Below are 24,696 nucleotides of genomic sequence, written 5' to 3'. Positions count from 1 at the left end.
CGCATGTTTGCTAACTGTTCGCTGTCCGGAACGCAGTTCGGCTTTCCGGATGTCTGTCTGACCCCGTCACCGGTGGGGCCCGTGCCCATACCGTACCCCAATATGGCCATGCTGCCGATGGCCCTGCCGCCGACGACATCGCTCAAACACCTGATTTCCATGATGCCGGCGCACAACATGGGCACCACCGTGCCGATGAGCAATGGCGATAACGCCGGCGTGGCGGGCGGCGTCGCCTCGGGCATAATGATGGGACCGGCCCGCAACATCATGGGCTCGGTGAAGGTGTTCACCGGCGGGTTGCCGGCCACCAAATGGCTCTCGCCGACATTGCAGAACATGACCAACTGTCCGGGCGGCATGACGCTGGTGCCGTCGCAGTGCAAGGTCATGATCATGACCTGACCTCTTTCCCAATGCAAGGAGCAGCATGCCGCACAATCAGAACGACAAACCGCAGGACCGGCAGGCCGCCGGAGAAGAAGAACGCGTCCAGGTGCATTTTCATCTGCCGCAGGACCTGGAGTATGTCTACCGGGATATTTTCAACGTCTATGTCGGCACGGGCGACGTGGTGATCGAACTGGGCAACCTGCACCGCTCGATGCCCGGCCACGCCACGATCTCCGACCGCATCGTGGTTTCCGTCAGCAACGCCTATGTCCTCGTCCAGACCTTGCAGCAGGCCCTGCAGGCGGCACAACTCCAATTGCAGCAGCAGATGAACCAGGCCCGCAAAGACGGGCGCTGACGCCAGCGGAAAACAGGGGCGATTGGCCTCCGCCGCCCGCAGCAATCGCCCCCTCTCGCCGAGTCCCGTTGTCCCACCGATCGCCCACAGGGGCGCTCATCCCCTCATCAAGATGAAACCGGACCGGTCAGCCCCGGTCCAGAGCGTGCCGCCGCCGGCCCTGAGCCGGCCCGGCATGCGGCAAGGAGAGCCGATCCGGTGGAAAGCCTCGTCTGCCGGCTGCATACGGGGTTTTTTGATCAGGCCCTTGCTTCGTACGGTTTCTGTCTGATTTCACACCACACATTCTCCCTGGCAACCAGGCCGTAATGACTGTCATCCGCCAGGGCCACGGCTTCCTCGTCGCTTTCGGCATAGGCAACGCACCATTCGGTGCCCGCGCTCTCGTAGTGATGCCAATCCTCGCTGAAGGGTTCCGCTTCGCCCTGCGAATTGTACGTTGATACAAAAGGATAGGTGTTCAATTCGTCGCGATCGATGGCTCGTGCCTCGCCGTTGTTGACCAAAAAATAATGCTTCATGACTAGACCTCGCGTTGATAAAGATTCCTGTTGCTGTGTTAGAGATTCCTAAGATAAGGAGGCCGGCAGGGCGTGGCAAGGGGGCAACCTGGAAAAGCACGCATCCCGGAGAATTCGGGTCGACATGATCGGCCTCGACGCATGCCGACACATGGGTGGGAAAAACGCGGCCATTAGTGCCGTCGTGCCCATGTACCGGTGCAACCTGGATGCGTTCGAGGGGCTTCGGTAATAGGGGAGCTGAAGCGCCGCTCAACGGAACTGGAAAAAATCCTGCTGAAATATCGTTCATTCTTCTCCGTCCGCGTCCGATGGCGATAGATCGGTGAAAAAAAGCGTTGACATTTGGTGGCGCGCACTGTACTTAGGGGCATCTAACTTAGCAGTTTCTAACTCTGTTGTTTGCTAATAACATCGGAAGTCATCACTCTAAATATTGACCATGACCCACACACCGGTTTGCAGCCTTCCAAAAACGGAAGCGGAGGCTGAAAGCAAGAAATCCCCGTCATACCCTCTGGTTTTCGCCAGCGAAGGGGAGCGGGTCAAGGTTGTCAGTCTGCACGGCGGCTGCCTCATGCGGGAACGCCTCCTCAGCATGGGCATCAACGTCGACGACGAGATCCTCGTGGTGCACAAGCAGGAGAACGGGGCGGTTGTGATTGAGAAGGCGGGGTGCCGATACGGCCTCGGCGGCGGCATGGCCCATAAGATTAATGTGATCAAGGCATGATAATGGAAAAAACGCTCAGTGAAATTGCTGTGGGACAGGCGGGTACGGTGGTTGGATTCGTCAAGGGAAGCGACACCTATCGCCAGAAACTGTTGGCCATGGGCCTGCTCAAGGGCACGGCATTCAAGGTGGTTCGGGTCGCGCCCATGGGTGACCCCGTGGAGATCACGGTGCGCGATTTCAGTCTCAGCCTGCGCCGGGACGAAGCCAAGGCCCTTTTGGTGCGGGAGGTGTGACAATGAGCGCGAACAGGCTGGCAATCGGCATCGTCGGCAATCCCAATTGCGGCAAGAGCACCTTGTTCAACTGCCTGACAGGGGCCAAGCAGCAGGTCGGCAACTGGCCCGGCGTCACTGTGGACCGCAAGACGGGCTGGTATCAGGATGGCGGCCGCAAGGTCGAGGTCATCGACACCCCCGGCATTTATTCTCTGACCGCCTCCAGCGTGGATGAGCAGGTGGCCCGCGATTTCGTCCTGTCGCGGGAGGCCGACCTGATCGTCAATATCGTCGATGCCTCCAACATCGAGCGCAACCTGTATCTCACCAGCCAACTGCTGGAGATGGGTGTGCCGCTGCTCATCGCCCTCAACATGATGGACATGGCCGAGGAACGGAAACTGGCCATCGATGTGGCTGGCCTGGCCGAACGGCTCGGTTGCCCGGTCGTTCCCCTGGTCGCTTCAAAAAATAAAGGGCTCGAGGAACTCAAGGCGGCGATCCTCGCCTCGGTTGGGGCGACGAAGGTCTCCACCGCGGAGTTGGTGTATCCGGAACCGGTGCAGTTGGCACGCGAAGCCCTGGCCTCGGAGGTGCAGGATGCGTGCGCCATCAGGAAAATCGATCCCTACTGGCTGGCACTCAAGCTGCTCGAAGGCGACCCCCTGGCCGCGTCCTATGTTCCTCTGGGAGAGGCGACCCGAGCCAGGGTCGATGCCCTGCGGACGCAGATCGAGGAGGAGATGGAAGAGGAGGCCGATATCGTCATCGCCTCGGCCCGGTACGGGTTCGTTTCCTGGCTGACCCGCGATCTGGTCAAGAAACAGGGACAGGTCAACAGAACCCTCTCCGATCGGATAGACCGGGTGGTGCTCAGCCGGGTGCTCGGCATTCCCATCTTTCTTGTGGCCATGTACCTGATGTTCATGGTCACCATCAATCTGGGCGGCGCCTTCATCGACTTCTTCGATCAACTGGCCGGCACCATTTTTGTCGACGGTTTCGGCGAACTGCTCGCCGGCATGCACGCACCGGAATGGCTGATCACCGTCCTGGCCACGGGCATCGGCGGCGGTATCCAGACCATGGCCACCTTCATCCCGCCCATCGGCTTCATGTTCCTCTGTCTCTCCTTTCTCGAGGATTCCGGCTACATGGCCCGGGCCGCCTTTGTCATGGACCGGTTCATGCGCTTCATCGGCCTGCCGGGCAAGGCCTTCGTGCCGATGCTGGTCGGCTTCGGCTGCAACGTGCCGGCGATCATGGCCACCCGCACCCTGGAGAATGAACGCGACCGCACCCTGACCATCATGATGAACCCCTTCATGTCCTGCGGGGCGCGTCTGCCGGTCTATGCCCTGTTCGCCGCCGCCTTCTTCCCCACCGGCGGGCAAAATCTGGTGTTCCTGCTGTACCTGATCGGCATCGGCTTTGCCGTGCTCACGGGCCTGATCCTGAAGAACACCCTGCTCAAGGGCGAGATCACGCCGTTTATCATGGAGATGCCACCCTATCATCTCCCCACGGTCCGTTCGGTCGTCCTGCGGGCCTATGACCGCCTGAAGGCCTTCCTTTTCCGGGCCGGCAAGGTGCTCATTCCGGTGATCATGGTCCTGTCCATCCTCAATTCGGTGGGCACCGACGGCACCTTCGGCAACGAGGATACCGACAAATCGGTCCTGGCCGCGACCAGCAAGGTCATCACCCCGGCACTTGAGCCCCTGGGGGTCACCGAGGCCAACTGGCCCGCCACGGTGGGCATCTTCACCGGCATCTTTGCCAAGGAAGCGGTGGTCGGCACCCTGGATGCCCTGTATGCGCAGATCGACCAGCAGGCCCCGGCGGAAGAGGGCGAGGGCGAGAGTGAAGAGGAGGCCTTCGATTTCTGGGGTGGCATCACCGGCGCCTTTGCTACCATCCCGGAGAATCTGCTGGGCGTGGTCGACACCCTGACCGATCCCCTCGGCATCTCCGTGGGCGATGTCAGCGATACCGCCACTGCCGCCGAGGAGCAGGAGGTCAACGTCGCCACCTTCGGTTCCATGGTGCACCTGTTCGGCAGCAAGACCGCGGCCTTCGCCTACCTGCTCTTCGTGCTGCTCTATTTCCCGTGCAGCGCCGCCATCGCCGCGGTGTATCGGGAAACCAACCTGGCCTGGACCGCCTTCGCCGGATTCTGGACCACCTTTCTCGCCTTCATTGCCTCGACGCTGTTTTATCAGGTGGCCACGTTCAGCGCCCATCCCGGCTATTCGGCGGTGGTGATCGCCGGCGACCTCATCGCCTTTGCCGGCGTGGTCCTGATGCTGAAACTGGTCAGCAGCGCCAAGGAGCGGCAGGCCAAGACGGCCCTGGCCGCTGCCAGCCCGGTGACCCGGGTCGCGGAGCAAGGATAAGGACAAGGACCGAGCGAACCGATGGATCTGATCAGCCTGAAAAACTATCTGCGCGCGCGGAAAGTCGCCCCCTTGCAGGACATGGCGCTGCATTTCCAGACCGAGGCCGAGACGGTCCGTCCTCTCCTTGCGATCTGGATGCAGAAGGGTAAGGTCCGCAAGCGGTCGGATGATGCCGCCACGGGCTGCAAGGGCTGCTGCAAGTGCGATCCCGCCACTATCGAACTCTACGAATGGATTGAGTGAATTTCTTGATTGCGTTCAAGGCGGCAATTGCAGTACAAAAATTCGATTGTTATCAAATTATATTTTATAACACCAACATTCAAAAGGAGCGGAAACATGACCAAAGGATTCAAACGGAGCCTTGCCTTGGCGGCAGCGGGCACTTTCTGCCTGCTGCCTCTCACCTCTTCCCTGGCGGCACCTCCTGCCAAAAGCGAGATCGAGCAGCTCAAGCAGCAGGTGCAGCAGTTGATGCAGCAAAATCAGCAGCTCAATCAGCGCCTCAATGAAATGGAAAAGGGCATGCAGGCTCAGCCGGTTGTTGACAAGACGGCCATCGAAGAGGAAGTCGCCCGCCAGGTGAAGGAGAAAAGCAGCGGTCCGGGGATCAACGAGTTCGTCAGCCTGAGCGGCGTCATCGAGGGCGATTACAAACTGGGCAAGGATTTCCAGGGCGACCATTCCAGCGAATTCGTCCTTGACACCGTTGACCTGATCTTTGATCTCAAGGTCACCGATTGGGCCACCGGCAAGATCGTGGTCGAGTACGACGGCACCGAGGGCAACGAAGACATCTATATCGACGAGGCCCATGTCACCCTGGGCAACACCGAGAGCTTCCCCTTCTTTCTCACCGGCGGCAAGCTCTACGTCCCGTTCGGCGATTTCTCCACCAACATGATTCAGGATCCCCTGACCCAGACCCTGGGCGAGACCAATTCCGCCGGCGTCATCGCCGGTTTCGAGAAGAACGGCTTCACCGCCACCGTGTTCAGCTACAACGGCATGAACGAGGGCGACGATCCGGCCGACGAGGACAACGACAGCATCAACGGCTTCGGCGCCTCGCTGGGGTATAGCTACGAGCAAGAGGAGATGGGATTCAAGGTCGGCGGTGCGTGGATCAACAATATCGCCGATGCCGACAACACCACGGATATTCTGGAAGACAGCGGCATTTATACCCTGAGGGATCAGGTGCCCGGCCTCAGTCTCAACCTTGGCGCCAACTACAAGGCCTTTTCCCTGATCACCGAATACATCACCGCGCTGGACAGCTTCGACGCCGGCGAACTCGCCTACGGTGCGCCCGGCGCCGAGGTCGGCGCGGAACCGGCCGCATGGAACACCGAACTCGCCTATGCCACCGCGATTCTGGACAAGGAGACCGTGTTCGCCATCGGCTATCAGCGTTCCTGGGAAGCGGTCGCCCTGGAGTTGCCCGAGCACCGCTACATCGCGGCCACCTCGTTCGGCATTTTCGACGGCACCACCCTGACCTTCGAATATTTTCATGACGAGGACTATTCGATTGCCGACGGCGGTACCGACAACAGCGGCCACGGCTTCACCACCAGGCTGACGTACGAGTTTTAACTAACGATTGCACCACCCCCTCCCGGAAGTCCGTCTTCCTGGAGGGTTTTTTAGGGGATTTGTATTAGGCTTTTCTAATTTAATGGAGGAGTCCTAAAATGGAACGACTCGCATTGCCGCGCAGAGTACTGCAAGCCAAAAAAATCTGGGAGATCGAGCCGTGCTACAAGTGCTCGCTGATCGGTGCCTGCCTGACCCGCACGGAACTGCGGACCCTGGCCAAGGAACGGATCTTTGCCATTGAATCCGGTTACGACGACTACCAGTTGCACGCCGAATTCATCCGCATCTCCGACCGCGCCGATGCCCAGGGCAAGGCGCTGCACAAATATCTGGCCAAAAAATACCAGGGCCGCGCCAGGAAATATCTGCGCGCCGGTACCGATCAGGAGATCAGGGCGCTGTGGGACAAGGACATGGCCGAGGGGCTGCTGGACAGCGCCTGGTGGTCGGTGCTCATCCATCCGTCGGCCTCGATCTACCTGGTGGGCCGGCTGTACGGCTCCCTGCACATGCTCGGCCATGACGCCCTGAACAATCACCACAAGGACAGGCAGCAGGGCGACCGGTTGCGCGCCAAGATCACCATGCTGGAGGAGGTGCTCGGCTCGGAACGCCAGCATTACCGCCAGGAAAAACGGCAGCAGCAGGAGGAAATAGCCGCCCTGCAGCAGACCATCGTCCAACAGAAGGCCATGGAGCAGGAAAACGGAGCACTCCGCGGAGAGACCGCCAGACTGCAACGGGAACTCCAGGAGATGCGGGATGGCAAGGGGTATGCGGCGCAGCAGCAGGAGATCGACGACCTGCGGCAGACGAACAACGGCCTGTGCGGCAGAATCGACGAACTGACCGGCGAACTCGCCGCGATGAAGGAACAGATGGCCACCACTGTGCGGCAACTGGAGGACATGGAGCGGCTGCGCCGGCGACTCGAACATCACGAGGCCGAACAGACGCGGGAGATCGCCACGCTGGAGAGCCTGCTCATGCGCCACATCGTTCAGGAGGCACCCTGCTGCCAGTGCGCAGACCAGCACACGGCCAACTGCCCCGGACTGAGCCTGTGCGGCAAGACCGTACTCTACGTGGGCGGCCTGAACAACATGATTCCCCATTACCGGCAGTTGGTCGAGCAGTTCGGCGGGCGGTTTCTCCATCACGACGGCGGCAAGGAAGCCTCGCGCACCCTGCTGCCGAAGATGCTGACCACCGCCGATGCCGTGCTCTGCCCCATCGATTGCGTCAGTCACGATGCCTGCAACTGCGTCAAGAAAATGTGCAAGCGGTACCAGAAACCGTTCGTCCTCATGCGCAGCGCGGGCCTGTCCTCGCTGGCCAAGGGACTCAGCGAGATCGTGCAATGATCATTTTGAAGAAACAACGGAAAAACAGCAAAAAATAAAATGTTCTTTGTCGAGGAGAAAGCCATGAAATACAAACAACCCGTCGACGCCGCCTACCGTAACGGCAATCTGCACATCAACCTCAACGGACCGTTCTCGTCCGAGACCGCGGTGGAATTGTCCAGCACCATCGCCATGTTCTACGAGGGCAGAGGCAACATCTTCATCCACACGGCCAACGTCACCTCCGTGGAGCCGACGTCGAAATCCGTGCTGGCCGACCACATCAAACACCTGGGCCTGCCGTGCGAGCGGCTGTACATGACCGGGACGAAGGGCCTCGACATGAGCCCGGACAACATCAGGGTGATCGTCTACGAAAAGAAAAAGAAGGGATGCTGCGGCCGGTGCAAAGACTGCGGCTGCAACAGCGAGCATTGACATAGGGGCGTTCCCCATGTTTCATTCATAATCCACCATCAGGAGGAAAGTATGTCCAAGGCATTGATTGTGTATGGTTCCACCACAGGCAACACGGAAGCGACAGCCAAGCAGATCGGCGAGGTGCTGAGCCAGCAGGGAGTGGAGGTCACCATTCAGGATGTCACGCGCACGCAGGTGGCGGACCTGGGGGGCGATTTCGATCTGACCCTGTTGGGTTCCTCGACCTGGGGCGATGCCGACATCGAGTTTCAGGAGGATTTCGCCCCGTTTTACGACACCCTGGATCAGGCGAACCTGAAAGGCAGGAAGGTTGCCCTGTTCGGATGCGGCGACTCGAGCTACACGCATTTTTGCGGGGCCGTCAACATGCTCGAGGAGAAGATGGAGGAGCTGGGTGCCGCCGTGGTCAACGATCCGCTGCGGATCGATGGCGATCCGGGCGATGCCAAGAGCGATATCGTCGACTGGGCCAAGGAAGTGGCGTCCCACGCATGATGGCCGGCAGCGCCGGCCGTTTCCGTGGCAATGGATTGTCTTGACCAGTCACCCGGAATGCTCGGGACGTGAGGGGTACAATGGATCGCCAGACCTATCAAGCATACCGCACCGCTCTCCTCGCCGTGCGCCGGCAGGTTCGCATCGTTCACCACCTGTCCGGACGCATCCGCGTGGAATTCCGACCAGACGGAGCGGATGCCACCTCGCTGCCCGTCAACGGTTCCGGAGGACTGGCAGCGGTCCGGGCGTTGCTGCCGGGCATCCGCTCGCTCCGGCTCAACGCCCTGGCCGGTTCCGTGGTGCTTGAATACGACCACCAACTCTATCCTGCCCATCTGGTGGATGCGTTTTTCCGCACCACCAGTACGGAGGAGGCCGGCGATCTGCTGGATCGCCTCTATTCCAGAAACCTCAACACAAAGGAGAACGCCCATGAATGAATCAACCCAGAACCTTTTGATTTTCCTTGGTGGCGTCGCGCTCGGCTCTCTGGCGGTCCTGGCGCTGTCCAAGAACAAGGAAGGCCTGCGGCCCGCCCTGGCCGACCTGACCGCCAACGCCCTCGATCTGCGCGACAAGGCGGCAGGCGCCTTTCAGCGCACCAAGGAGGATCTCAGCGATTTCATGGCGGAAGTCGAACACGCCCGGGCCGAGAAGGGCGAGGCCCAGGCGCCGAAGGGGGAATAATCCCCGATGACCGTGATGATGAAGCCCGTGTCCTTGGCCATCGTGCACGATCTGCCTGGTCGCCTGCGGCTGCGTGGCGGCTCGACCCGGGAGGCGACCCTCCTGTCTCGGGGCGTTTCCCTGCAAACCCATGCCGGCGTGCTCGCCATCCATCACTCTCCTGTGGGTAGGAGCCTGTTGGTGCTGTACGATCCTGCCGTCATCGGCCGCAGCGACCTGCTTCTTGTCCTGTACGATGCCCTGACCCGGGAACCGGCGCCGGACGCAACCGCCCTGTCCGCGCCGGTGCAGGACCGGGGAGGCCCAAGCCTCCTCGGCCTGATGTTTCCGCTGGCCCTGAGGCCGCTGCTGCCGATGGGCCTGCGCCAGATCGTGGCGTTCAAGACCGCCTGGCCCCGCCTGCGCAGGGGGCTGGTCAGCCTGGCGCGCGGCCTGCTCGACATCGACGTGCTCGACGCGGCGGCCATCGCCCTGTGCATTGTCCGCCGCGATTTTCGTACCCTGACCACTATCACCGTGCTGCTCGGCCTGGGCGAATTCCTCGAAAGCTGGACCAGAAAGCGTTCCGAGGCCAGCCTGGCCGATTCCCTCGCCAGGCATTCGATCAGGGCCAGCCTCCGCCAGGGCGACACGGAGCGGCAGGTGGACGCCTCGGCCCTGCGCGCCGGCGATATGGTGGTGGTCCGCCAGGGCAGCTTCATTCCGGCCGACGGCGTGGTCATGAGCGGCGAGGGGCTGGTGGACCAGAGCCTGATGAGCGGCGAGGCCAAGCTCCAGGAAAAGCGGGCCGGCACGGCCGTGTTCGCCGGGTCGCTGCTGGAGGAGGGGGAATTGCTCATCCAGGCGACCGAGGACGGCGACAAGACGGTCTGGCGCCGCACCATGCTGCTGCTGCACGACGCCGAGCAACGCAAGGCGTCCATCCAGGGGCAGGCGGAACAACTGGCCAGCCGGCTGGCGCCCTTTTCCCTGCTGCTGGCCGCGTTGGTCTTCCTGGTCACCGGCGATCCCCGCCGGGCGGCCTCCGTGTTGCTGGTCGACTATTCCTGCGCCATCAAGCTGGCCACGCCCCTGGCCATCCTCGCCGCCATGCGACAGGCGGCATCCCTGGGGGCCGCTGTCCGCGGTGGCCGGCATCTCGAGGACCTGGCCAAGGCGGATGTCTTTGTCTTCGACAAGACCGGTACCCTGACCATGGCCGCGCCGACCGTCAGGGAGATCGTGCCCTGCAACGGCTGGAGCCGCGACGAGGCGCTCCGCCTCGCCGCCTGCCTGGAGGAGCATTTTCCCCATCCCGTGGCCAAGGCCGTGGTCCGCCAGGCGGCCAGCGAGGGGCTGGAACATGCCGAGCGCCATGCCACGGTCGAATACGTCACCGCCCACGGCGTCGCCAGTTGCCTGGAGGGCAGCCGCGTCCTGCTGGGCAGCCGCCATTTCGTCGAGGAGGACGAAGGCGTGGACATCTCGCCCCTCGAAGGGCACGTCGTCCGCTGGAACGACCAGGGGCACACCATCCTGTACCTCACCATGGGCGGCGAGTTGTTGGCCGGCTTCGCCCTGGACGACCCGCCCCGGCCCGAGGCGGCGCAGGTCATTGCCGCCCTGCGCGGCATGGGGGTCCGGCGCGTCATCATGCTCACCGGCGATCTGGACGGCATGGCGGAGCGCATGGCGCGGGAACTCGGCATCACCGAGTGGGTGGCCCAGGCCCTGCCCGACGACAAATTCCGCTTCATCGGCGAATTGAAGCGCGAGGGCCATGTGGTGGCCATGGTCGGCGACGGGCTCAACGACGCCGCCGCCCTCGCCGAGGCATCGGTGGGCTGCTGCATGCGCCGGGGGGCCGACATGGCCCGCGATGCCGCCGACATCGTCCTGACCCACAACGAACTGATGACGCTGCCTCTGCTCCGTTCGCTGGCCACCGCGACCCTGTCGCGGGTGCAGAGCAATTTCGCCTGCATCGTCGGCGCCAATACCCTGCTCCTGCTCGGGGGGTTGTTCGGTGTGACCTCCCCGGCCCTGGGGGCCTTCCTGCATAATTCGACGACCGTGGCGGTCGCCGTCAATGCGCTCAGGCCCTATACCCTTCCCGCTCTCGCGGCCAATCCCGTCGGAGGTGAACGATGATCGTCCATGCGCTTCCCGGCCGTATCCGCCTGCGCCATGCCGCGCCCCCGTCCCGCAACGAACTGGATGCGCTCGGCCTCTGCGTCCGTGCGGTCGCCCCCTCGGCCAGGCTGACCCACATGCCCAGCTCCGGCAGCACCCTGGTGGAGTTCACGGAACACGGGCTGACGGACGCGGTCCTGTCCCTGCTCCAGGGGCCGTCCTGCGGCTGTACCGCACCGGATCGCCCTGCGGCGGTCCGGTCTGCGCCGGCGGCGGGCAGCGCATCCGCCCGTGTTTTCCGCTGGCCGTCGATGTCGGTGGTCAAACGGGGGATGACCGGGTCGTTGCTCGTTTCCCTGGGGTTGGCCGCCCTGCGCCGCGAAGGCGGCCACGGCCTCACCGGCGGGATTTTTCTCGTTTTCCTCTCCCGCCACCTGTGGGTGTACCGAAAGCGGCTGTTGAAATAACGATCCCTGTAAACAATTGCATCATGGAGAAAGAGATGAACAAAGGAGAACTCATTGACAAGGTGGCCCAGGAATGCGGTCTGAGCAAGCATGCCCTGCACAATGTCCTGGATTGCCTGCTCGACACGATCACCGCCGCCCTCGCCAGCGATGGCGTCGTGAAACTGAAGGGATTCGGCACCTTTTCGACCCCCGAGCGGGCGGCCAGGGAAACCCGCAATCTGCATACCGGCGAGATGATCCGCATTCCCGCGCACAAGGCGATCAGGTTCAAGGCGGGGGTGAAATTGACCAAGGCGGTGCAGTGAGGAACAGACGCGACCATTGTCCGTTCCCCCCTCCATTGCTCGCTTGAGGCGATCCCGAATCCGACGGGATACGCTCCGAGGCATCCTCACCAGGTGATGGGCACCAGCTCATCACCTGTTTTTTTTCGACCCGCCACGACCCGGCATTCCACTTTCTTTCCCCCGCTTTCCCCGTGACGACCTGACACGCTGCCCTGGGAGCAGGGTGCCGACAGGCGCACGCCTCCGTCTGTTTCACGTTTTTGTCAGGACGATTTCGAAGGCCGCCGGTGCGGCGTCGCCGCATCGAACGGGCGGACATGCCTGAGCCATCAAAAAAAAATCAAAAATCTGAAAAATCTGACCCGACTGTGATCTACGTCACAGAAATAAATGGTGAATCGGGTATAGTGGCACGATTCGGGATGGCGAAACTCATCAGGGAATCCTGATCCAACGGCCGCGGCTCCCGCTGAAGGGAACGTCGGCCACAGCCGGAAAACGTTCGGGCCCCGTGCCCCATACTGGTTGTGTCCATGGTCACCGGGTCGAATGGCAACCAAGGAAAGGGGGCGCCGGGAACGGGCCGCAGAGGCGTTTTTTTGCATTCGGAGGCAACACGATGAAAAAAAGAGGTGTATCGGCCGCTGCGGGTGGATGGCTCCCCGCCCTGGCGCTGATCGGCATTATGGGGCTGTCCGGCATCTGCGTTGCCCAGCCCTCGGAATCGGAGGTGCTGGTGGCGCTGGCCGACAAGGGCGTCGCGCCCAGTCTCAAACAGGCCGCGACCGCATCGCGGGGGCTGGCCGAGGCGGTCCGGCAGTTGTGCGCGCAAAAGGACGCGGCGCATCTGGAGCGCGCCCGCGCGGCGTGGCAAGAGGCGTTCCTGGCGTGGCGGCGGGCCGAACCGTTTCAGTTCGGCATCGGCAAGGGAGGAAAGCAGGACCGGTCGATCGACGAATGGCCGGTCAACGCCATCGTCCTCGATCAGGTCGCGGCCACCAAGGATTTTGCACATTTGCGGGAGAGCAAGGACATTCGCGGATTTTCCGGGGCCGAATACCTGCTGTTCGTCCCAGCCGACGCCACTGCGGCGACGGCTGCGGAACGCTGCCCGCACCTGCAGGACATCGCCGACGAAATCGCCGGGCGCAACGCGCGCCTGTACCGGCAATGGCAGGAGGAAGACAGCCGCCGGTTCGTTGCCGCCGGCGACGGCGAACCGTTTCTGATGCCGGAAGACGCCTTTGCCCCGGTCTTCGCCCGCATGCTCAATGTCACCGAGCGTCTGCTCCGGGACCGGATCACCATTCCGAGCGGTTCTGACGAAATCGCGGCCAAGCCCGAGGCGCTGGAAGCCTGGCGCAGCGCTTTGACCAGGGACGCCATCCGGGCGACCATCGCCGGTCTCCGCCTGGCCCTGGTGGGGGACGGCAGGACGGGCATAACCGGCCTGGTCGCCGTCAGGGACGGGCTGGTGTCGCAGAAAAATCCCCAGTTGGCCGGGGCGATCGCGCATCAGCTCGACCGCATCGACAAACGCCTCGACGACCTCGGCGGCGGCCGGACGCTGTACGAGGCCCTGACGAGCAAGACCACTGTCCTCAAGCCGCTGTACGACGACATCGAAACGCTCCAGAAACAGATCGTGGAGGCCTCGCTGACACTGGAGGTCGATGTGCGCATGCCCGGAGAACTGTAACCAGCGAGGATGAGAAGGAAAAAAAGCAATGAAGACACCTGCGAAACCACACACGTCAGCGAAACCACACAAATCCAAGCGGCGCCTGCCGACCGCACAATCCCTGGTCCGCATCGCCGTGCTGCTCGTCCTTGCCGGGATCGTCTGCGCCGGCCTGCTGCTGTACCGCGATGAGGCCGTGCGGACGACCGTCCAGGACTACCTGACAGCCCGAAAGATCGACAAGGTCATCGTCGATTACACCGACAATGTGGTCGTGCGGACGCTGGCCGACGTCGCCGACAAGATCGCGGCCCTGCGCGACGCCACCGTCCGCCTGCAGGCCGAACCCTCCGAGGCCGCCATGCGCGCGGCCACCGATGCCTGGCGTGCCGCCCGCGCCCAGTGGCAGGCGATCTACACCTTTGCCTACGGTCCGAACGCCTTTTACGATTTCGACAAGCAGATAGCCTCCTGGCCGCTGGACAGGCCGATGATCGACCATACCATCGCCGAGATGGCCGCCGGCCGGCTGCAACTCACCTCCAGGTATCTGCGTGAGCAACAGTATTCCACCCTGCGCGGATTCTTTGCCGCCGAATATCTGCTGTTCCGCGACGGCCAGCCGCGCAAGGCCGGCGACCTCGGCCCCTTCGAGTTGCAGTACCTGACGGCGGTCACCCGGGCCATGGCCGAGGAGAGCCTGGATTTCCAGGCCGCCTGGGTGGGCACCGACCGTCTGCCCGCGCCGGCCGTGGCCGCGCTCACGGAAGCCGGTCTGCGGCCCAGGACGTCCTATGCCGAGGAGTTCAAGCATCCGGGCCAGCCGGGCAGTCGGTATGTTTCGCCCTCCATACCGCTCCAGGAAATGTTCCAGGAAAGCCACTCGGTGGTGGAGGATGCCTGCGCCATGATCGAGGAGATGCTCGCGTCCGACGACCCGAAGGACAGCGAGTCCCGCTACAGTCGCAACGTCTCGGCCGACATCGTCAACAGGCTCAAGGGAGTCGAAACAGCCTATCTCGGCGGGATCGAAGGCGTCCGCCGCCATGCTCAGGCCGACCTGGTGGCGAACAAGAACAGCGTGCTCGACCGGCGCATCCGCATTTCCCTGGCCAGGGCGCAGCACAGCGTCGCCGCCGTTGGCGATCCCTATGGGGAACACCGGGAGGACAAAGAGTTGAAGGTGCGGCGGGCCATGGCGGCCTGCACCAAGCTGGCGGACAACTTTGCCAGCGCCATTCCCGTGGTGTGCCTGGACCCGGCATCCAAGCCTTGGGCCGCCTACGGCAGATGAGGCGCTGCCTGCGGACAAACCGGAAGAACAGAGGAGAACAGAATCTATGAAACCTTTCCATACATGGCAACGACGAACCGTGGTCGGGGCGATGCTGTCGCTGCTGGCGACCGCCGAATGCCTGACCGGCGGCTGGCAGGCGGACCTGCACGCCCACGCCCAGATCGGCGCGGTGCCGAAGGGACTGGCCGAGGAATATTACACCGGCGGCCGGGGGGGCACGGTCTTCAGCACCACCTCCCGGTCCTTGGAGCTGCCGGCGCCGGCGATCAGCGCCAATCCGGAGTTACAGGAAAAATTCGATCGGGGCGAGGCCGTGTTCGAGGCCCTGTACGTCACCGACCCGGAGTCGCAGTACGGCGGCCTGGGGCCCGTCTATCTCAACAATTCGTGCCGCAACTGCCATCCCAACTATGGCCGGGCCCGACGGGTGGAGAACTTCAAGACCCAGTTCGGCAACGGCTACACCGTGTTCGTGCACACCCCCGACGGCAAGTTGGTGGACGGCTATGTCTTCATGCTCCAGACCATGGCCGTGCCGCCGTACGTGCCGACGGCCAAGGGCGTGGACATCACCTGGCATCCCTTCGTCGACGAGCACGGCAACACCTATCCCGACGGCACGCCCTACAACAAGGGCAAGGCCACCGAGGGCACGCTGATCTACCCCACCGCCGACATCGTCGAGCCGCTGCTGCCCCTGCCGCCCGACTACAAGGTCAGCCTGGAGGCGACCATCGGCATCTTCGGCACCGGCCTGCTCGACGCCCTCCGCGACGAGGACATCATCGCCGAGTTCGAGCGGCAGCGGGACCAGCCCGGCCCGGTCAAGGGCCAGCCCGGCAAGTGGGTGGAGGGACCGGACGGCACGAAGCGCCTGGGCAAATTCACCTGGCACTGCACCCGCGCCACCATCGACGACGGCCCCGGCAGCAACGGTGTCTGGAACGTCACCAACGTCAACCGCGCCGACCGGCCCAAGCTGTTCGCCAGCCAGCAATGGATCGACAAGCAGGCCGAACTCGGCCTGGACATCGCCCCGTTGGCCGCGCATCAGCCCGTGGAGATGAGTACGGAGGAATTCGAGGACTTTCTCGTCTGGCACCGGGGACTGGGCGTACCCGCGGCGCGCGGTCTCGACAAGGCGGAAGTGAGGCGGGGCAGGGAACTGTTCCATCTCGCCGGCTGCGCCAACTGCCACAAACCGTCGTGGGTCACCGGCGACTACCCGCAACTGCCCGGTTTTTCGAAACAGAAGATCTGGCCGTACACCGACATGCTGATGCACGACATGGGCGAGATCAACCACGGCGTCAGCAAGCTCTTCCGCACGCCGCCGCTCTGGTCGCGCGGCCTGATGTACAACGCCGTCGATCACACCGACATGTTCCACGATCTGCGCGCCCGTGACTTCGAGGAGGCGATTTTGTGGCATTTCGGCGAGGGGCTGGACTCCCGCGAGGCCTTCCGCAAGCTGCCCGCCGAGGATCGGGCCGCGTTGATCGAGTTCCTCAAGGCGATTTAAGGGGGCGCGTCTCCGTCGGCCGGGCTGCGCCTGCTGCGCGGTATCGGTGCGCCCGTATAGGTCGCGGGACCGGAAAAGCCGGGTAGGTTGGAGTTGAGCGCAGCGAAGCCCAACGTTCAAGAGGGGGGATTGCGCCGTTTGTTGGGTTGCCTTCGTCAGCCCAACCCGGCTAAAAAAACCGCTGTGACCCGGATCACAGTTTTGCACTTTTTGAGGGAGATTGTACGCTTCTCACGTTCATTCCCGTGGATGTTTGAACCCGGAAAGAGGCTGTTTCATTTCGCAGTTCTTGTCATTGACCGTAAAGGGAGGAAAAACCATGGAAGTCGAAATTACCTGGGGCAGAATTATCAGAGTCTGGTGGGCATATCTTTGGCGCAACCTCATCGCGGTCATCCTTGCCGCGATAACCGGATGGATCATCGGATTCATTCTCGGCTTCATCATGGGTGCCATGGGTATCGCGCCTACGACAAGCCAAATCGTGACTGCACCTCTCGGAGCTCTTTTTGGATTGGCGTTTTCAGTCATTCCCATGAAGATGATTCTTGGCAAAGACTTCGGGCAATTTCGTCTTGTCTTGGTTTCGAAGGCCTGATCTTTGCTGATTGCATCAATAAAGCCCAACACCCAACATTTACCGCTCAACCCGGCCTACGCCCTCCGGGGCTGCCTTGCGCTTCTCCGGCGGATCGGGCCGCGGATACCGTCTTGGCGGTCAAGCGGTTTTTGACAATGCCACGAAAACGCGCGGTGTTCATGCTCCATTGCCTGAGACAGGAGGGAAACCACCAGGGTGTTCATGCTGAGCCTTCCCGACGGGCCAGGGCCGCCGGGCGGGCGTGCAGGCTCTTGGGCACCCTGGCGACAAACGTGCCGGAGATACCGCCGGTGTCCGGCTCTGGAATCGGATCGTCGAATTCCCTGGCCGTCTCGGTCCAGAAACGGGCGACATCGTAGGTGGCGCGCAGCGCATCCTCCACCGTCTCGCCGTCGGCCATGCAACCGGGCAGATCGGGGAAAACCGCCAGAAAATGACGATGGGATTTCTTCCTCCGGGCGAAATGACCTTTTCCCTTATATGACAGCCGGGTAGGTTGGGCTGACGAAGGAAGCCCAACGGGCGGCTGCATCCAACGGAGGGCTGAATGTTGGGCTTCGCTGCGCTCAGCACCAACCTACGGACAACTCCCCCCCGGCGCAATCCAACGGACGGCTCTCAAATCGACCTCCCCGTGGGACGTTGAGCTTCGTTGCGCTCGGCGCCAACCTTGCATCAACCTGCCTCGGCGCCGACGAACGGCGCCGCCCAACGGCGCAACTACCCGGTGATACTGATTTTTTTCAGCCCCTCGACATCGAGAATATCCACCACGCCGTTCTCGACCCGGATAAGCCTCCGCTCCTGCAGGCAGGAGAGCGCCCTGGAGAAGGTTTCCCGCGCCGTGCATATCTCGGCGGCGGCAAGATCGAAGGGCCGCAGATCCGTTTGCACTTTCTGACCCTTTACCATGTCCTCCGGGTTCAGGGACAGATGCCGGTATTTGCTGAGCAGGTATCCGGCCACCTTGGCCAGGGCCCGGCTTTTGCGGCACAGGCAGGCGTGCCGGCAGAACTGTTCGACGTGCTCGGCCAGGACCCTGCTCACCTGCAGGGCGACGAGGGGCTCCCGCCGCATGATGTCGCGGAATTCGTCGAAATGCCAGGTGAAGCACCGGGCCGCCCCGATTGCCTGGGTCGAATAGGTGTGCACAGGCGCTTCGGTCAGCATCAGGTGCAGGGAAATGTACTGGCCGGGCAGGACGACCCGCCGCAGGCATTGATCGTCGGCGCCGGCCGGATAGTACTCCTTCAGCCTGCCGGCCAGCACATAATAGAAGGCAGCGAGTTCCTGGCCTTCCCCAAACAAATGCTCGCCCCTGCGCAAGGATCGGGTCGCGCCGATGCGCAGCAGCAGGTTCTGGATTTCAGAAGGCAGATTCTGCAGAAGCGGGGAATGCAGCACCACCCGGCGGTCATGGGTTGTGGCCGGCCGGATGTCGGCAGGCAGCTCGCTGAGCAGGGCAAGGTCTTTCATGGCAATCCGATAAGCTGTTTAAAAAAATGACGGCGATGCGGGGCGACTGTTCCTGTCAGGAGACGCCGGATATTACGGTTCCGTATCTTAGGGTTACCGCAAAATATTGTCAAATTCTAAAAACGAACCGAATCGGTTGCTATTCCTCGACAATCATTGGGAGGAACAGGGGAGATTTGCATGGTTTGGTTGTTCCGCGCCGCTCAGGAACACAGAAAACCATCGGGGGCAATCGCAGCAGGTTTCCATGGTAATAGAGTGTTTTTATACATAATAATTCTATAGAACCGGCGATTGCCGCGCGCTGTCATTTTTTTCATTTTTTTTCACAAACTGTGATCTAGGTCACAGCAATTTTCTGCGGATGTGGTAGAGTGGCTCCATTGTTAGCTATGGCTAATACTAATCGGTGACGCTAATCGATCATTCGCCGGATCGGATGCCGTCCCCCGCCGATCGGCGGGTGGGGCGGGAAGAGTTTGGCGGATCGTGCGGTTTTTCCGTATGGAGCCATGGGCGAAAACAGTGGGAGCAACGGCTGGTTGTCCGCATGGGAACAATTGGTTGTTCCATGGGAACATGTTATTTTTCCATTGAAAAATTGCTCATGGCGCGGGCGGATGATCGGAAAATGTCATTTTTTTCATTTTTTTTTGCAAACTGTGATCTAGGTCACAGCAATTTTTTGAGAGCATGGTATAGTGGCTCCGCAATTAGACACGGCTAATACTAATCGGAGTTGCTAATCATGATTGGGGAGCCCATGGTAGCCTGGACCAGCCATGGGCGGAAGGATTTCCGGAAAAATGGTCGATGGCCGGGGTGAGCCGCGCCGGCCAGGTGGAACGAGAATGGAAACGGCAACCAACCAAGACGTGCTGAAACAGTTCGAGGCTTTGTATCACGAGGTGTTTGCCCACGACGGCTATGGCGATATCCGCCTGGAGATGCGGATTCTCCGTCGGGGGCAGAAGGAGGTGATCATCCACTGCGGCAAGCAGTACCGGTTCGTGGTGGATTTCATCAACAAGAGCGACCATGAACCGCCGTCGAAGCGCGACCCCAGGATTGAGGTGGGGCGCGACGCCTCGGCGGCGTGAAGTGTGAACCACGGCGATGGCGTGCGGCCATGCCGGCAAGCGAAAGGCGTCGCAAACGTGAGGGACGTTCGATGCCGCAGCGACCAAATGTAGGCAACATATCTGCAGTGCAACCCATGGCTGTCGGCTCCTCGGGGTGGAGCGAAGTCGAACAACACCATCCTTTAGGAGGAAACTAGGAATGAAGGCTTTCGCACAGAAAATGAAAACCCTGCTCGAGACCAGAAAACAAATGCTGGAGAGCAAGAAACGCAACAACGACGGCTTCACCCTGCTCGAGCTGCTGGTGGTCGTGGCCATCCTGGCCGCCATCGCCGGTACCGCCACCATCGCCCTGCAGGACACCGACGCCCGCGCCGCCGCCGCCGCCCACGTGGCCATGATGGACGAGTTGAACAAGGGCGTGGGTACCTTCCGCGTACTGCAGAAAAACGTCCTGCCCAACAACCTGGATTCGCTGCTGTCGCATTCTGGCACCGACTTTGCCCTGCTGCCGAACGGGAATGGCGAGATACTGGGAATCGAAAACGATGGTACCACGACCGGCGATATCGGCGCCTTTATCCTGCCCGCGGATTCGTATGATCGCATGGAGGAGATCGGCATGACTCACCTGCGCTACATCAACGCCGATGCTGCCACCAACGAGCTGCCGGACGATGTAACCTCCTGCGCCGTTGCCAATGGTAATTTGCAGAATGTCATCAACAGCCGCAGCAACGCGGTGGTGGCCGGCAACATCTTCAACGGCCCGGAGGGCAATGGTTGTGGCGAGAGCGTTGCCATGGACTCCACTGCAACTGTGCCGGTGGCCCTGTGGACCGGCACCGCCGAACGCATCCTCGGACCCGGCGACTACGGTTCCTTCCAGGTGACCGCTCCCGATATTGACACTGCTCCCGCTGCCATTGCCGCAGCTGCCCTGCAGGGCACCGCCCGCACTGCGACCGCTGGCGTGCCCGCGCCGATCATGATGGCGGTGGGCTTCGGTCCTGCCTCCGACCTGTTCAATGTCCAGAAGCTGGGCGCCATGACCTCGGTGCCGGTGTACCGCCACGTCAATCCCGACCAGTACAACCGGTTCATCGGCTTGTTTCAGGTGGCCACTGCCATCTCCGGAGATGCTGGTGCCTATTCATCCGGTACCATCGAGGCGGTTGACATGATTACCTTCTTGGGCGTGGTCGACGGCGCCGGCGACACCAAGGAAGAGGAACTGGGCGAGTGGGACGGCACCCGCAGCACTATCTAATCGCCTGACCTGAACCTTCCCAGCGGCAAGGGCCGCCGGGAATACCTGGAACAGCGGGCGGGGCGGCACGATCCGTCGAGTCAGGCCCCTGCCGCTTCGCCCCTGTTTACGGCACACCTTGCAATCTCAGGGCCGCATCCTGGCTGCGGCGGGTGCACTTTCCCCCCCCCCGCGTCCGCCACGGCTGCCCCTGCCCTCCGCAGGGGGAGGCCCGAACAAACCAACCCGGAGCCGGCGGCCACCTCGTGTGGCCGCGGAGCTCCATCGGCGGCCGGAGCACGCGCCGCCGCCGAGGAACAGGCACCGCAGCCCCGTGGCGGCGAACACCACGGGGCTGTCGTGTGTCGGCCGTTAACGGCCCCCCCCTGATCACCTATCAACCGTTTCAGCCAAAGGAGAGGGTCCTTGGAGGAAAGAAAGATGCGCACCATGAAACGAAATTCGCTGCTGTTGTTGACCGCCGTGCTCTTGTCCGGCTGCGGTCCGTCGCCCGATGTCGAGGCCATGAAATCGGGATTGATCAAATCGGGCATGCCCGCCGACCAGGCGACCTGCTATGCCGAGACCGCCGGCAAGACGGTCGATGGCGAGCCGTACAACTACATGGCCGAGTTGATGAACGCCGGGCTTCCGGAAAATGAAGCATCTAACAAGGCCAGGCGCAAGTATTCGGCGGAATTCAGGAAACCGCTGATCGAGGCCAGGAAGGAATGCGTCAAGGCTGAGCAGAAGTAGCGCTGAACGGCGGATGTGCTTGTACTCCCGAACGATGGGCAGATTGCCCGGGCAGGATGACGTGCAAGGAACCGGTGCACAACAGTTGCGCAGTTCCGCAGGCCGGGGCGGAAAAAGAGCCGCATGCCCGCCATGGTCACGTGGCGACGGCGGGCGCGGTAAGGGCATCCGCCCTTGTCCTGCGGTCTGCCGGCAGGGCTTCACCCTGCTCGAGCTGCTGGTGGTGCTCGCCATCCTGGCGGCCATGGCCTTCATCGCCACCGGAACCTTCCGGGGCGCGAACGAGCGTGCCGAGGAGAGTCTGGTCCGGGCCGAGATGCAGGAAATCGTCAAGGCTTTGCGCCAGTTCCGGCAGGATACCGGCTATTTCCCCAGGCAAGGTCCCTTTGCGCTTGGTGCTGTGGGCACTCTCAATATTGTCACCGATGCCGACCTGCAAACCGTCGCCCACAGTGGCACTACGGCGGCAGAGCGCGCTCGCTGGTTCAATTCTCCGGCCAACTTCTACCAGTTGCTGGTCGGGCCGTTGCTCAGCAACCATGTCCAGGGCCTGGAGCAGTGGAACGCCGAAACCGGCCGGGGCTGGCGCGGCCCCTATCTCAGTGGGTTCCGCGACGGTTGCGTCGACATTGGCGATGACATTAACCCCGGTCAGAACGAAGCGGACGGCAGCCCGACCGCGGGCGTATCCATTCCCGACGTCAACGGCCTGGCCGACCCCTTTCTTCGCCGGCCCGTCGCCGGCGGCGGAGTGACGGTCGGAAATACCCTGCTCGATTGGTCAAGTTTGCCGCGGCCCAACCGCAATGCACTCAACCAGTGGGGGAGCCCTTATCTGTTTCTGCAGGTCGACGGCCGCTGGAGTCTGGTCAGCATGGGCCCGAACGGCAGGTATGAACAAGGCGGCGGCGACGATATCGTCCTGCCGGTGGAATAACACACAACACGAGATCGAGTGAGTCGACACAATGCAATTGCGACACGAGAAGGTGTGGGCGCTGGTTTTCTGGGCCTGCATGGCATTGCCCCTGTGGGTGGGGGCCGAGGAGCAGCCGCCCTCCGCCGAACAACCGGCCATGGAACAACCGGGTGCGGACCAGCAGGCCAATCCTGCTGCCGGGCAAGCGGTCGAAGCCGGGCAGACGCCGGCACCGCACGACGATATCGGCCCGCTGCCCACGATGCATCCAAGGCAGGCCGACGTCAGCAATGAAACCTTCGCGACGATCGAGCTGGACCGGTTCATCGAACAGGAACAGCGGTTGGTCAATAACAGCAAAAAACTCATCAAAATGGCCGCGCCGGTGACGTTTGAGGCCAAAATGAAACGTCTGCCCGAAGAAAAGAAGATGGAATACATCTATACCGCTCTGGAGGTGGCCGGCGTTTCGCCCATGCCCAAGGTGCAGCACCGCATGTTTCTCGAATCGCGGGAGGGCCGCATCCTTCCGGTCTATGTCGAGGAAAATGCGGTGAAGAAACTGAACGCCGGGCTCAAGGAAGACGTGACCGCCCGCTTCCAGGGGTACCACGTCTACACGTACGCCAAGGGGCCGGCCATCCTGGTGGTGGACTTTGCCGCGACTCCCTGAGCCATACCGGACACCTCGCCGGGCAGGCGGCGGTCAGGGCGGTTTCACCCTGCTCGAACTGCTGCTGGTGGTGACCGTGCTCTCGGCCGTGGCCTGGATGGCCCTGGGCGTGGTCAACAACAACAGCGATCAGATCCGCTTCGACGATACCCGCAACCGGCTGGCCGCCATCCGGCGGGCGATCATCGGCGACACCTCGCGCACCGTCAACGGTCAGCCCGAGGTGCGCGGCTATGTGGCGGACATGGGAGAGTTGCCGCCAAACCTGCAGGCTCTGGTGAGCCAGAACTACTGCCAAGGGTTGCCTACACAAACGACATCGGCCACATGTACCGCCAAGGGCGGCACCTGGATTACTCAGCCGGGGTATGTGGCTGATGACAGCTATAATCCCGGTGAAGTTCCACATACGGGTCTGAGATACGGGTGGAATGGCCCTTATCTTCCCATTGAGGCTCTGACGATGATCAACGGTCATCGTTTCCTTGATGGCTGGGGCAATGATGATGGCGGTCGTAATTTTGGCTGGAATTATCAGTTCGTTAATGAGGCTGGTCAGGTGCACTTACAGGTGCAGAGTCTGGGTATGGATGGTCTGGTGGATGCAATCCCGGAAAACACCCCGCTTTACGAGAAGGACTATCCACCGTCGCCTGCACGCGACAACTTAACTGAACCACTTGAATCTCCGCCGCCGTTGATTCGGGAAAATGAATATTTGGTCCAGATCACTGATGCCAAGGATGTTGCCCAAGGTGATGCCGTCGGTGGACTGAAAGTCGATTTTGGCGCACCGGCATCGTGCTGGACTGGGGGCGAATGTTCTGAATCCGCTGCTGAACACAAGCGCAGTGCGTGTTCAGCAGCAGCATGGACCTGGAAATCGGGAACCTGTTCCAACCCGGCGTACGAGACGGAACTCGAATGTGCGCAAAATGATGCTGGATGGACTAGGTCCGTTCCGAAGCCACAAATTAACAGCGAGATAGATTGTCACAACAGCACACATGGTCATTGGCGTCCCAGTCATACCCTCGGCTTCATCATCACGCGGGTCCACAATGGCAATCTCGAACGTCTCGTCTCCGACCCTGTGGAAGTAACCTGGGATGGATCCGAAAAGGTCCCGGAATTTATTTTCGAAGGCGTTCAAGAAGTTTCAGGCGTGAAACTGTACGATGTTGACACCTACCTCTATCAGGGGCGAATGGCCTGGGGCGTATTTGAATGCTCGGGAATTCCGTTGGTCTGCAATACAAACAAGCCCTTTCCCGCCGGCTCGCCTCCCTGGAAAATTTTTACCTATGTTCCCGGAACAACGCTTGTGCCGTTTGAACGGCCGATCAATCCGTAATGAACGTTGGCGCCGGTGGGC

28 protein-coding genes are annotated in these 24,696 nt (G+C 61.8%); 25 read left to right on the top strand and 3 right to left on the bottom strand.

The window, feature by feature from the left end; genetic code table 11:
• Positions 1-3: 3 nt before the first annotated feature.
• Together Q362_RS0106950 and Q362_RS0106945 are read left to right on the top strand one after the other, a co-directional pair.
• On the top strand, positions 4-405 hold the full coding sequence (locus Q362_RS0106950; protein WP_028318095.1) for a DUF4150 domain-containing protein: 402 nt from the start codon (positions 4-6) through the stop codon (positions 403-405).
• Between the two features lie 25 nt (positions 406-430).
• Positions 431-751: a hypothetical protein gene (locus Q362_RS0106945; RefSeq protein ID WP_028318094.1), complete on the top strand. Its 321-nt coding sequence runs from the start codon at positions 431-433 to the stop codon at positions 749-751.
• Between the two features lie 239 nt (positions 752-990).
• Here the strand turns inward: Q362_RS0106945 and Q362_RS0106940 are convergent, their stop codons facing one another.
• The gene (locus tag Q362_RS0106940; RefSeq protein ID WP_028318093.1) at positions 991-1,272 is read right to left on the bottom strand and encodes a hypothetical protein; all 282 of its coding nucleotides are present in this window, start codon (positions 1,270-1,272) and stop codon (positions 991-993) included.
• A 442-nt stretch (positions 1,273-1,714) separates the two neighbouring features.
• Between Q362_RS0106940 and Q362_RS0106930 the strand changes: the two genes are divergently transcribed.
• The 17 genes from Q362_RS0106930 to Q362_RS0106850 all read left to right on the top strand — a co-directional run bounded on the left by Q362_RS0106930 (position 1,715) and on the right by Q362_RS0106850 (position 17,163).
• The gene (locus tag Q362_RS0106930) at positions 1,715-2,005 is read left to right on the top strand and encodes a FeoA family protein (RefSeq protein ID WP_051553814.1); all 291 of its coding nucleotides are present in this window, start codon (positions 1,715-1,717) and stop codon (positions 2,003-2,005) included.
• Positions 2,002-2,241, top strand: a complete 240-nt coding sequence (locus tag Q362_RS0106925) for a FeoA family protein (protein ID WP_245590179.1) — start codon at positions 2,002-2,004, stop codon at positions 2,239-2,241. The genes Q362_RS0106930 and Q362_RS0106925 overlap by 4 nt, the downstream gene beginning before the upstream one ends.
• A 2-nt stretch (positions 2,242-2,243) precedes the next feature.
• Positions 2,244-4,619, top strand: a complete 2,376-nt coding sequence (gene feoB, locus Q362_RS19560; protein WP_035215874.1) for a Fe(2+) transporter permease subunit FeoB — start codon at positions 2,244-2,246, stop codon at positions 4,617-4,619.
• Between the two features lie 21 nt (positions 4,620-4,640).
• A complete protein-coding gene (locus Q362_RS0106915; protein WP_028318090.1) occupies positions 4,641-4,865 on the top strand; it encodes a FeoC-like transcriptional regulator in 225 nt (74 codons plus the stop codon).
• Between the two features lie 96 nt (positions 4,866-4,961).
• Positions 4,962-6,221, top strand: coding sequence for an LbtU family siderophore porin (locus Q362_RS0106910; protein ID WP_028318089.1), 1,260 nt, complete (start codon positions 4,962-4,964; stop codon positions 6,219-6,221).
• Positions 6,222-6,319: 98 nt separating this feature from the next.
• Positions 6,320-7,588: a DUF2325 domain-containing protein gene (locus Q362_RS0106905; protein ID WP_028318088.1), complete on the top strand. Its 1,269-nt coding sequence runs from the start codon at positions 6,320-6,322 to the stop codon at positions 7,586-7,588.
• A gap of 63 nt (positions 7,589-7,651) precedes the next feature.
• A complete protein-coding gene (locus Q362_RS0106900) occupies positions 7,652-8,008 on the top strand; it encodes a hypothetical protein (protein WP_157469941.1) in 357 nt (118 codons plus the stop codon).
• A 51-nt stretch (positions 8,009-8,059) separates the two neighbouring features.
• A complete protein-coding gene (locus tag Q362_RS0106895; RefSeq protein ID WP_028318086.1) occupies positions 8,060-8,506 on the top strand; it encodes a flavodoxin in 447 nt (148 codons plus the stop codon).
• An 80-nt stretch (positions 8,507-8,586) separates the two neighbouring features.
• A complete protein-coding gene (locus tag Q362_RS19555) occupies positions 8,587-8,949 on the top strand; it encodes a hypothetical protein (RefSeq protein ID WP_035215871.1) in 363 nt (120 codons plus the stop codon).
• Entirely contained in the window at positions 8,942-9,196 is a 255-nt protein-coding gene (locus tag Q362_RS0106885; RefSeq protein WP_028318085.1) for a hypothetical protein, read from the top strand. Before Q362_RS19555 ends, Q362_RS0106885 begins: the two co-directional genes overlap by 8 nt.
• A gap of 15 nt (positions 9,197-9,211) precedes the next feature.
• The gene (locus tag Q362_RS0106880) at positions 9,212-11,326 is read left to right on the top strand and encodes a heavy metal translocating P-type ATPase (protein WP_169737375.1); all 2,115 of its coding nucleotides are present in this window, start codon (positions 9,212-9,214) and stop codon (positions 11,324-11,326) included.
• The gene (locus Q362_RS0106875) at positions 11,323-11,775 is read left to right on the top strand and encodes a hypothetical protein (protein ID WP_028318083.1); all 453 of its coding nucleotides are present in this window, start codon (positions 11,323-11,325) and stop codon (positions 11,773-11,775) included. The genes Q362_RS0106880 and Q362_RS0106875 overlap by 4 nt, the downstream gene beginning before the upstream one ends.
• Before the next feature lie 23 nt (positions 11,776-11,798).
• Positions 11,799-12,083: an HU family DNA-binding protein gene (locus Q362_RS0106870; RefSeq protein WP_281172874.1), complete on the top strand. Its 285-nt coding sequence runs from the start codon at positions 11,799-11,801 to the stop codon at positions 12,081-12,083.
• Between the two features lie 601 nt (positions 12,084-12,684).
• Entirely contained in the window at positions 12,685-13,764 is a 1,080-nt protein-coding gene (locus tag Q362_RS19550) for an imelysin family protein (RefSeq protein WP_084312393.1), read from the top strand.
• Positions 13,765-13,792: 28 nt separating this feature from the next.
• Positions 13,793-15,040 carry an imelysin family protein gene (locus Q362_RS0106860; protein ID WP_084312391.1) on the top strand — a complete coding sequence of 416 codons (1,248 nt, stop codon included), beginning with the start codon at positions 13,793-13,795 and terminating at the stop codon, positions 15,038-15,040.
• Positions 15,041-15,086: 46 nt separating this feature from the next.
• Complete coding sequence (locus tag Q362_RS0106855) at positions 15,087-16,565, top strand: di-heme oxidoredictase family protein (protein ID WP_028318080.1); 1,479 nt, start codon at positions 15,087-15,089, stop codon at positions 16,563-16,565.
• A 319-nt stretch (positions 16,566-16,884) separates the two neighbouring features.
• Positions 16,885-17,163 carry a hypothetical protein gene (locus Q362_RS0106850; protein WP_028318079.1) on the top strand — a complete coding sequence of 93 codons (279 nt, stop codon included), beginning with the start codon at positions 16,885-16,887 and terminating at the stop codon, positions 17,161-17,163.
• Positions 17,164-17,365: 202 nt separating this feature from the next.
• On the opposite strand, the gene Q362_RS24825 is transcribed toward Q362_RS0106850, so the two are convergent.
• Together Q362_RS24825 and Q362_RS0106840 are read right to left on the bottom strand one after the other, a co-directional pair.
• Positions 17,366-17,566 (bottom strand): toxin-antitoxin system HicB family antitoxin, encoded by a 201-nt coding sequence (locus Q362_RS24825; protein ID WP_051553809.1) that lies wholly within the window; start codon positions 17,564-17,566, stop codon positions 17,366-17,368.
• Between the two features lie 320 nt (positions 17,567-17,886).
• The gene (locus Q362_RS0106840; RefSeq protein WP_028318078.1) at positions 17,887-18,642 is read right to left on the bottom strand and encodes a Crp/Fnr family transcriptional regulator; all 756 of its coding nucleotides are present in this window, start codon (positions 18,640-18,642) and stop codon (positions 17,887-17,889) included.
• A gap of 851 nt (positions 18,643-19,493) precedes the next feature.
• Between Q362_RS0106840 and Q362_RS19540 the strand changes: the two genes are divergently transcribed.
• From Q362_RS19540 to Q362_RS0106810, 6 genes are all read left to right on the top strand, one after another.
• Entirely contained in the window at positions 19,494-19,742 is a 249-nt protein-coding gene (locus Q362_RS19540) for a hypothetical protein (RefSeq protein WP_035215866.1), read from the top strand.
• A gap of 181 nt (positions 19,743-19,923) precedes the next feature.
• Positions 19,924-20,994, top strand: coding sequence for a prepilin-type N-terminal cleavage/methylation domain-containing protein (locus Q362_RS19535; RefSeq protein ID WP_035215863.1), 1,071 nt, complete (start codon positions 19,924-19,926; stop codon positions 20,992-20,994).
• A gap of 429 nt (positions 20,995-21,423) precedes the next feature.
• Positions 21,424-21,729, top strand: a complete 306-nt coding sequence (locus tag Q362_RS0106825) for a hypothetical protein (protein WP_157469939.1) — start codon at positions 21,424-21,426, stop codon at positions 21,727-21,729.
• Between the two features lie 85 nt (positions 21,730-21,814).
• Positions 21,815-22,666, top strand: a complete 852-nt coding sequence (locus Q362_RS0106820) for a type II secretion system protein (RefSeq protein ID WP_169737374.1) — start codon at positions 21,815-21,817, stop codon at positions 22,664-22,666.
• A 31-nt stretch (positions 22,667-22,697) separates the two neighbouring features.
• Positions 22,698-23,321 (top strand): hypothetical protein, encoded by a 624-nt coding sequence (locus Q362_RS22120; protein WP_051553808.1) that lies wholly within the window; start codon positions 22,698-22,700, stop codon positions 23,319-23,321.
• Positions 23,305-24,675, top strand: coding sequence for a prepilin-type N-terminal cleavage/methylation domain-containing protein (locus Q362_RS0106810; protein ID WP_028318075.1), 1,371 nt, complete (start codon positions 23,305-23,307; stop codon positions 24,673-24,675). The genes Q362_RS22120 and Q362_RS0106810 overlap by 17 nt, the downstream gene beginning before the upstream one ends.
• The last annotated feature ends 21 nt before the right edge of the window (positions 24,676-24,696 follow it).

Source organism: Desulfobulbus elongatus DSM 2908 (assembly GCF_000621145.1).
GTDB lineage: Bacteria > Desulfobacterota > Desulfobulbia > Desulfobulbales > Desulfobulbaceae > Desulfobulbus > Desulfobulbus elongatus.
Note: the sequence above shows the minus strand (reverse complement) of the source record. Positions and strands in the feature narration are given on the sequence as shown.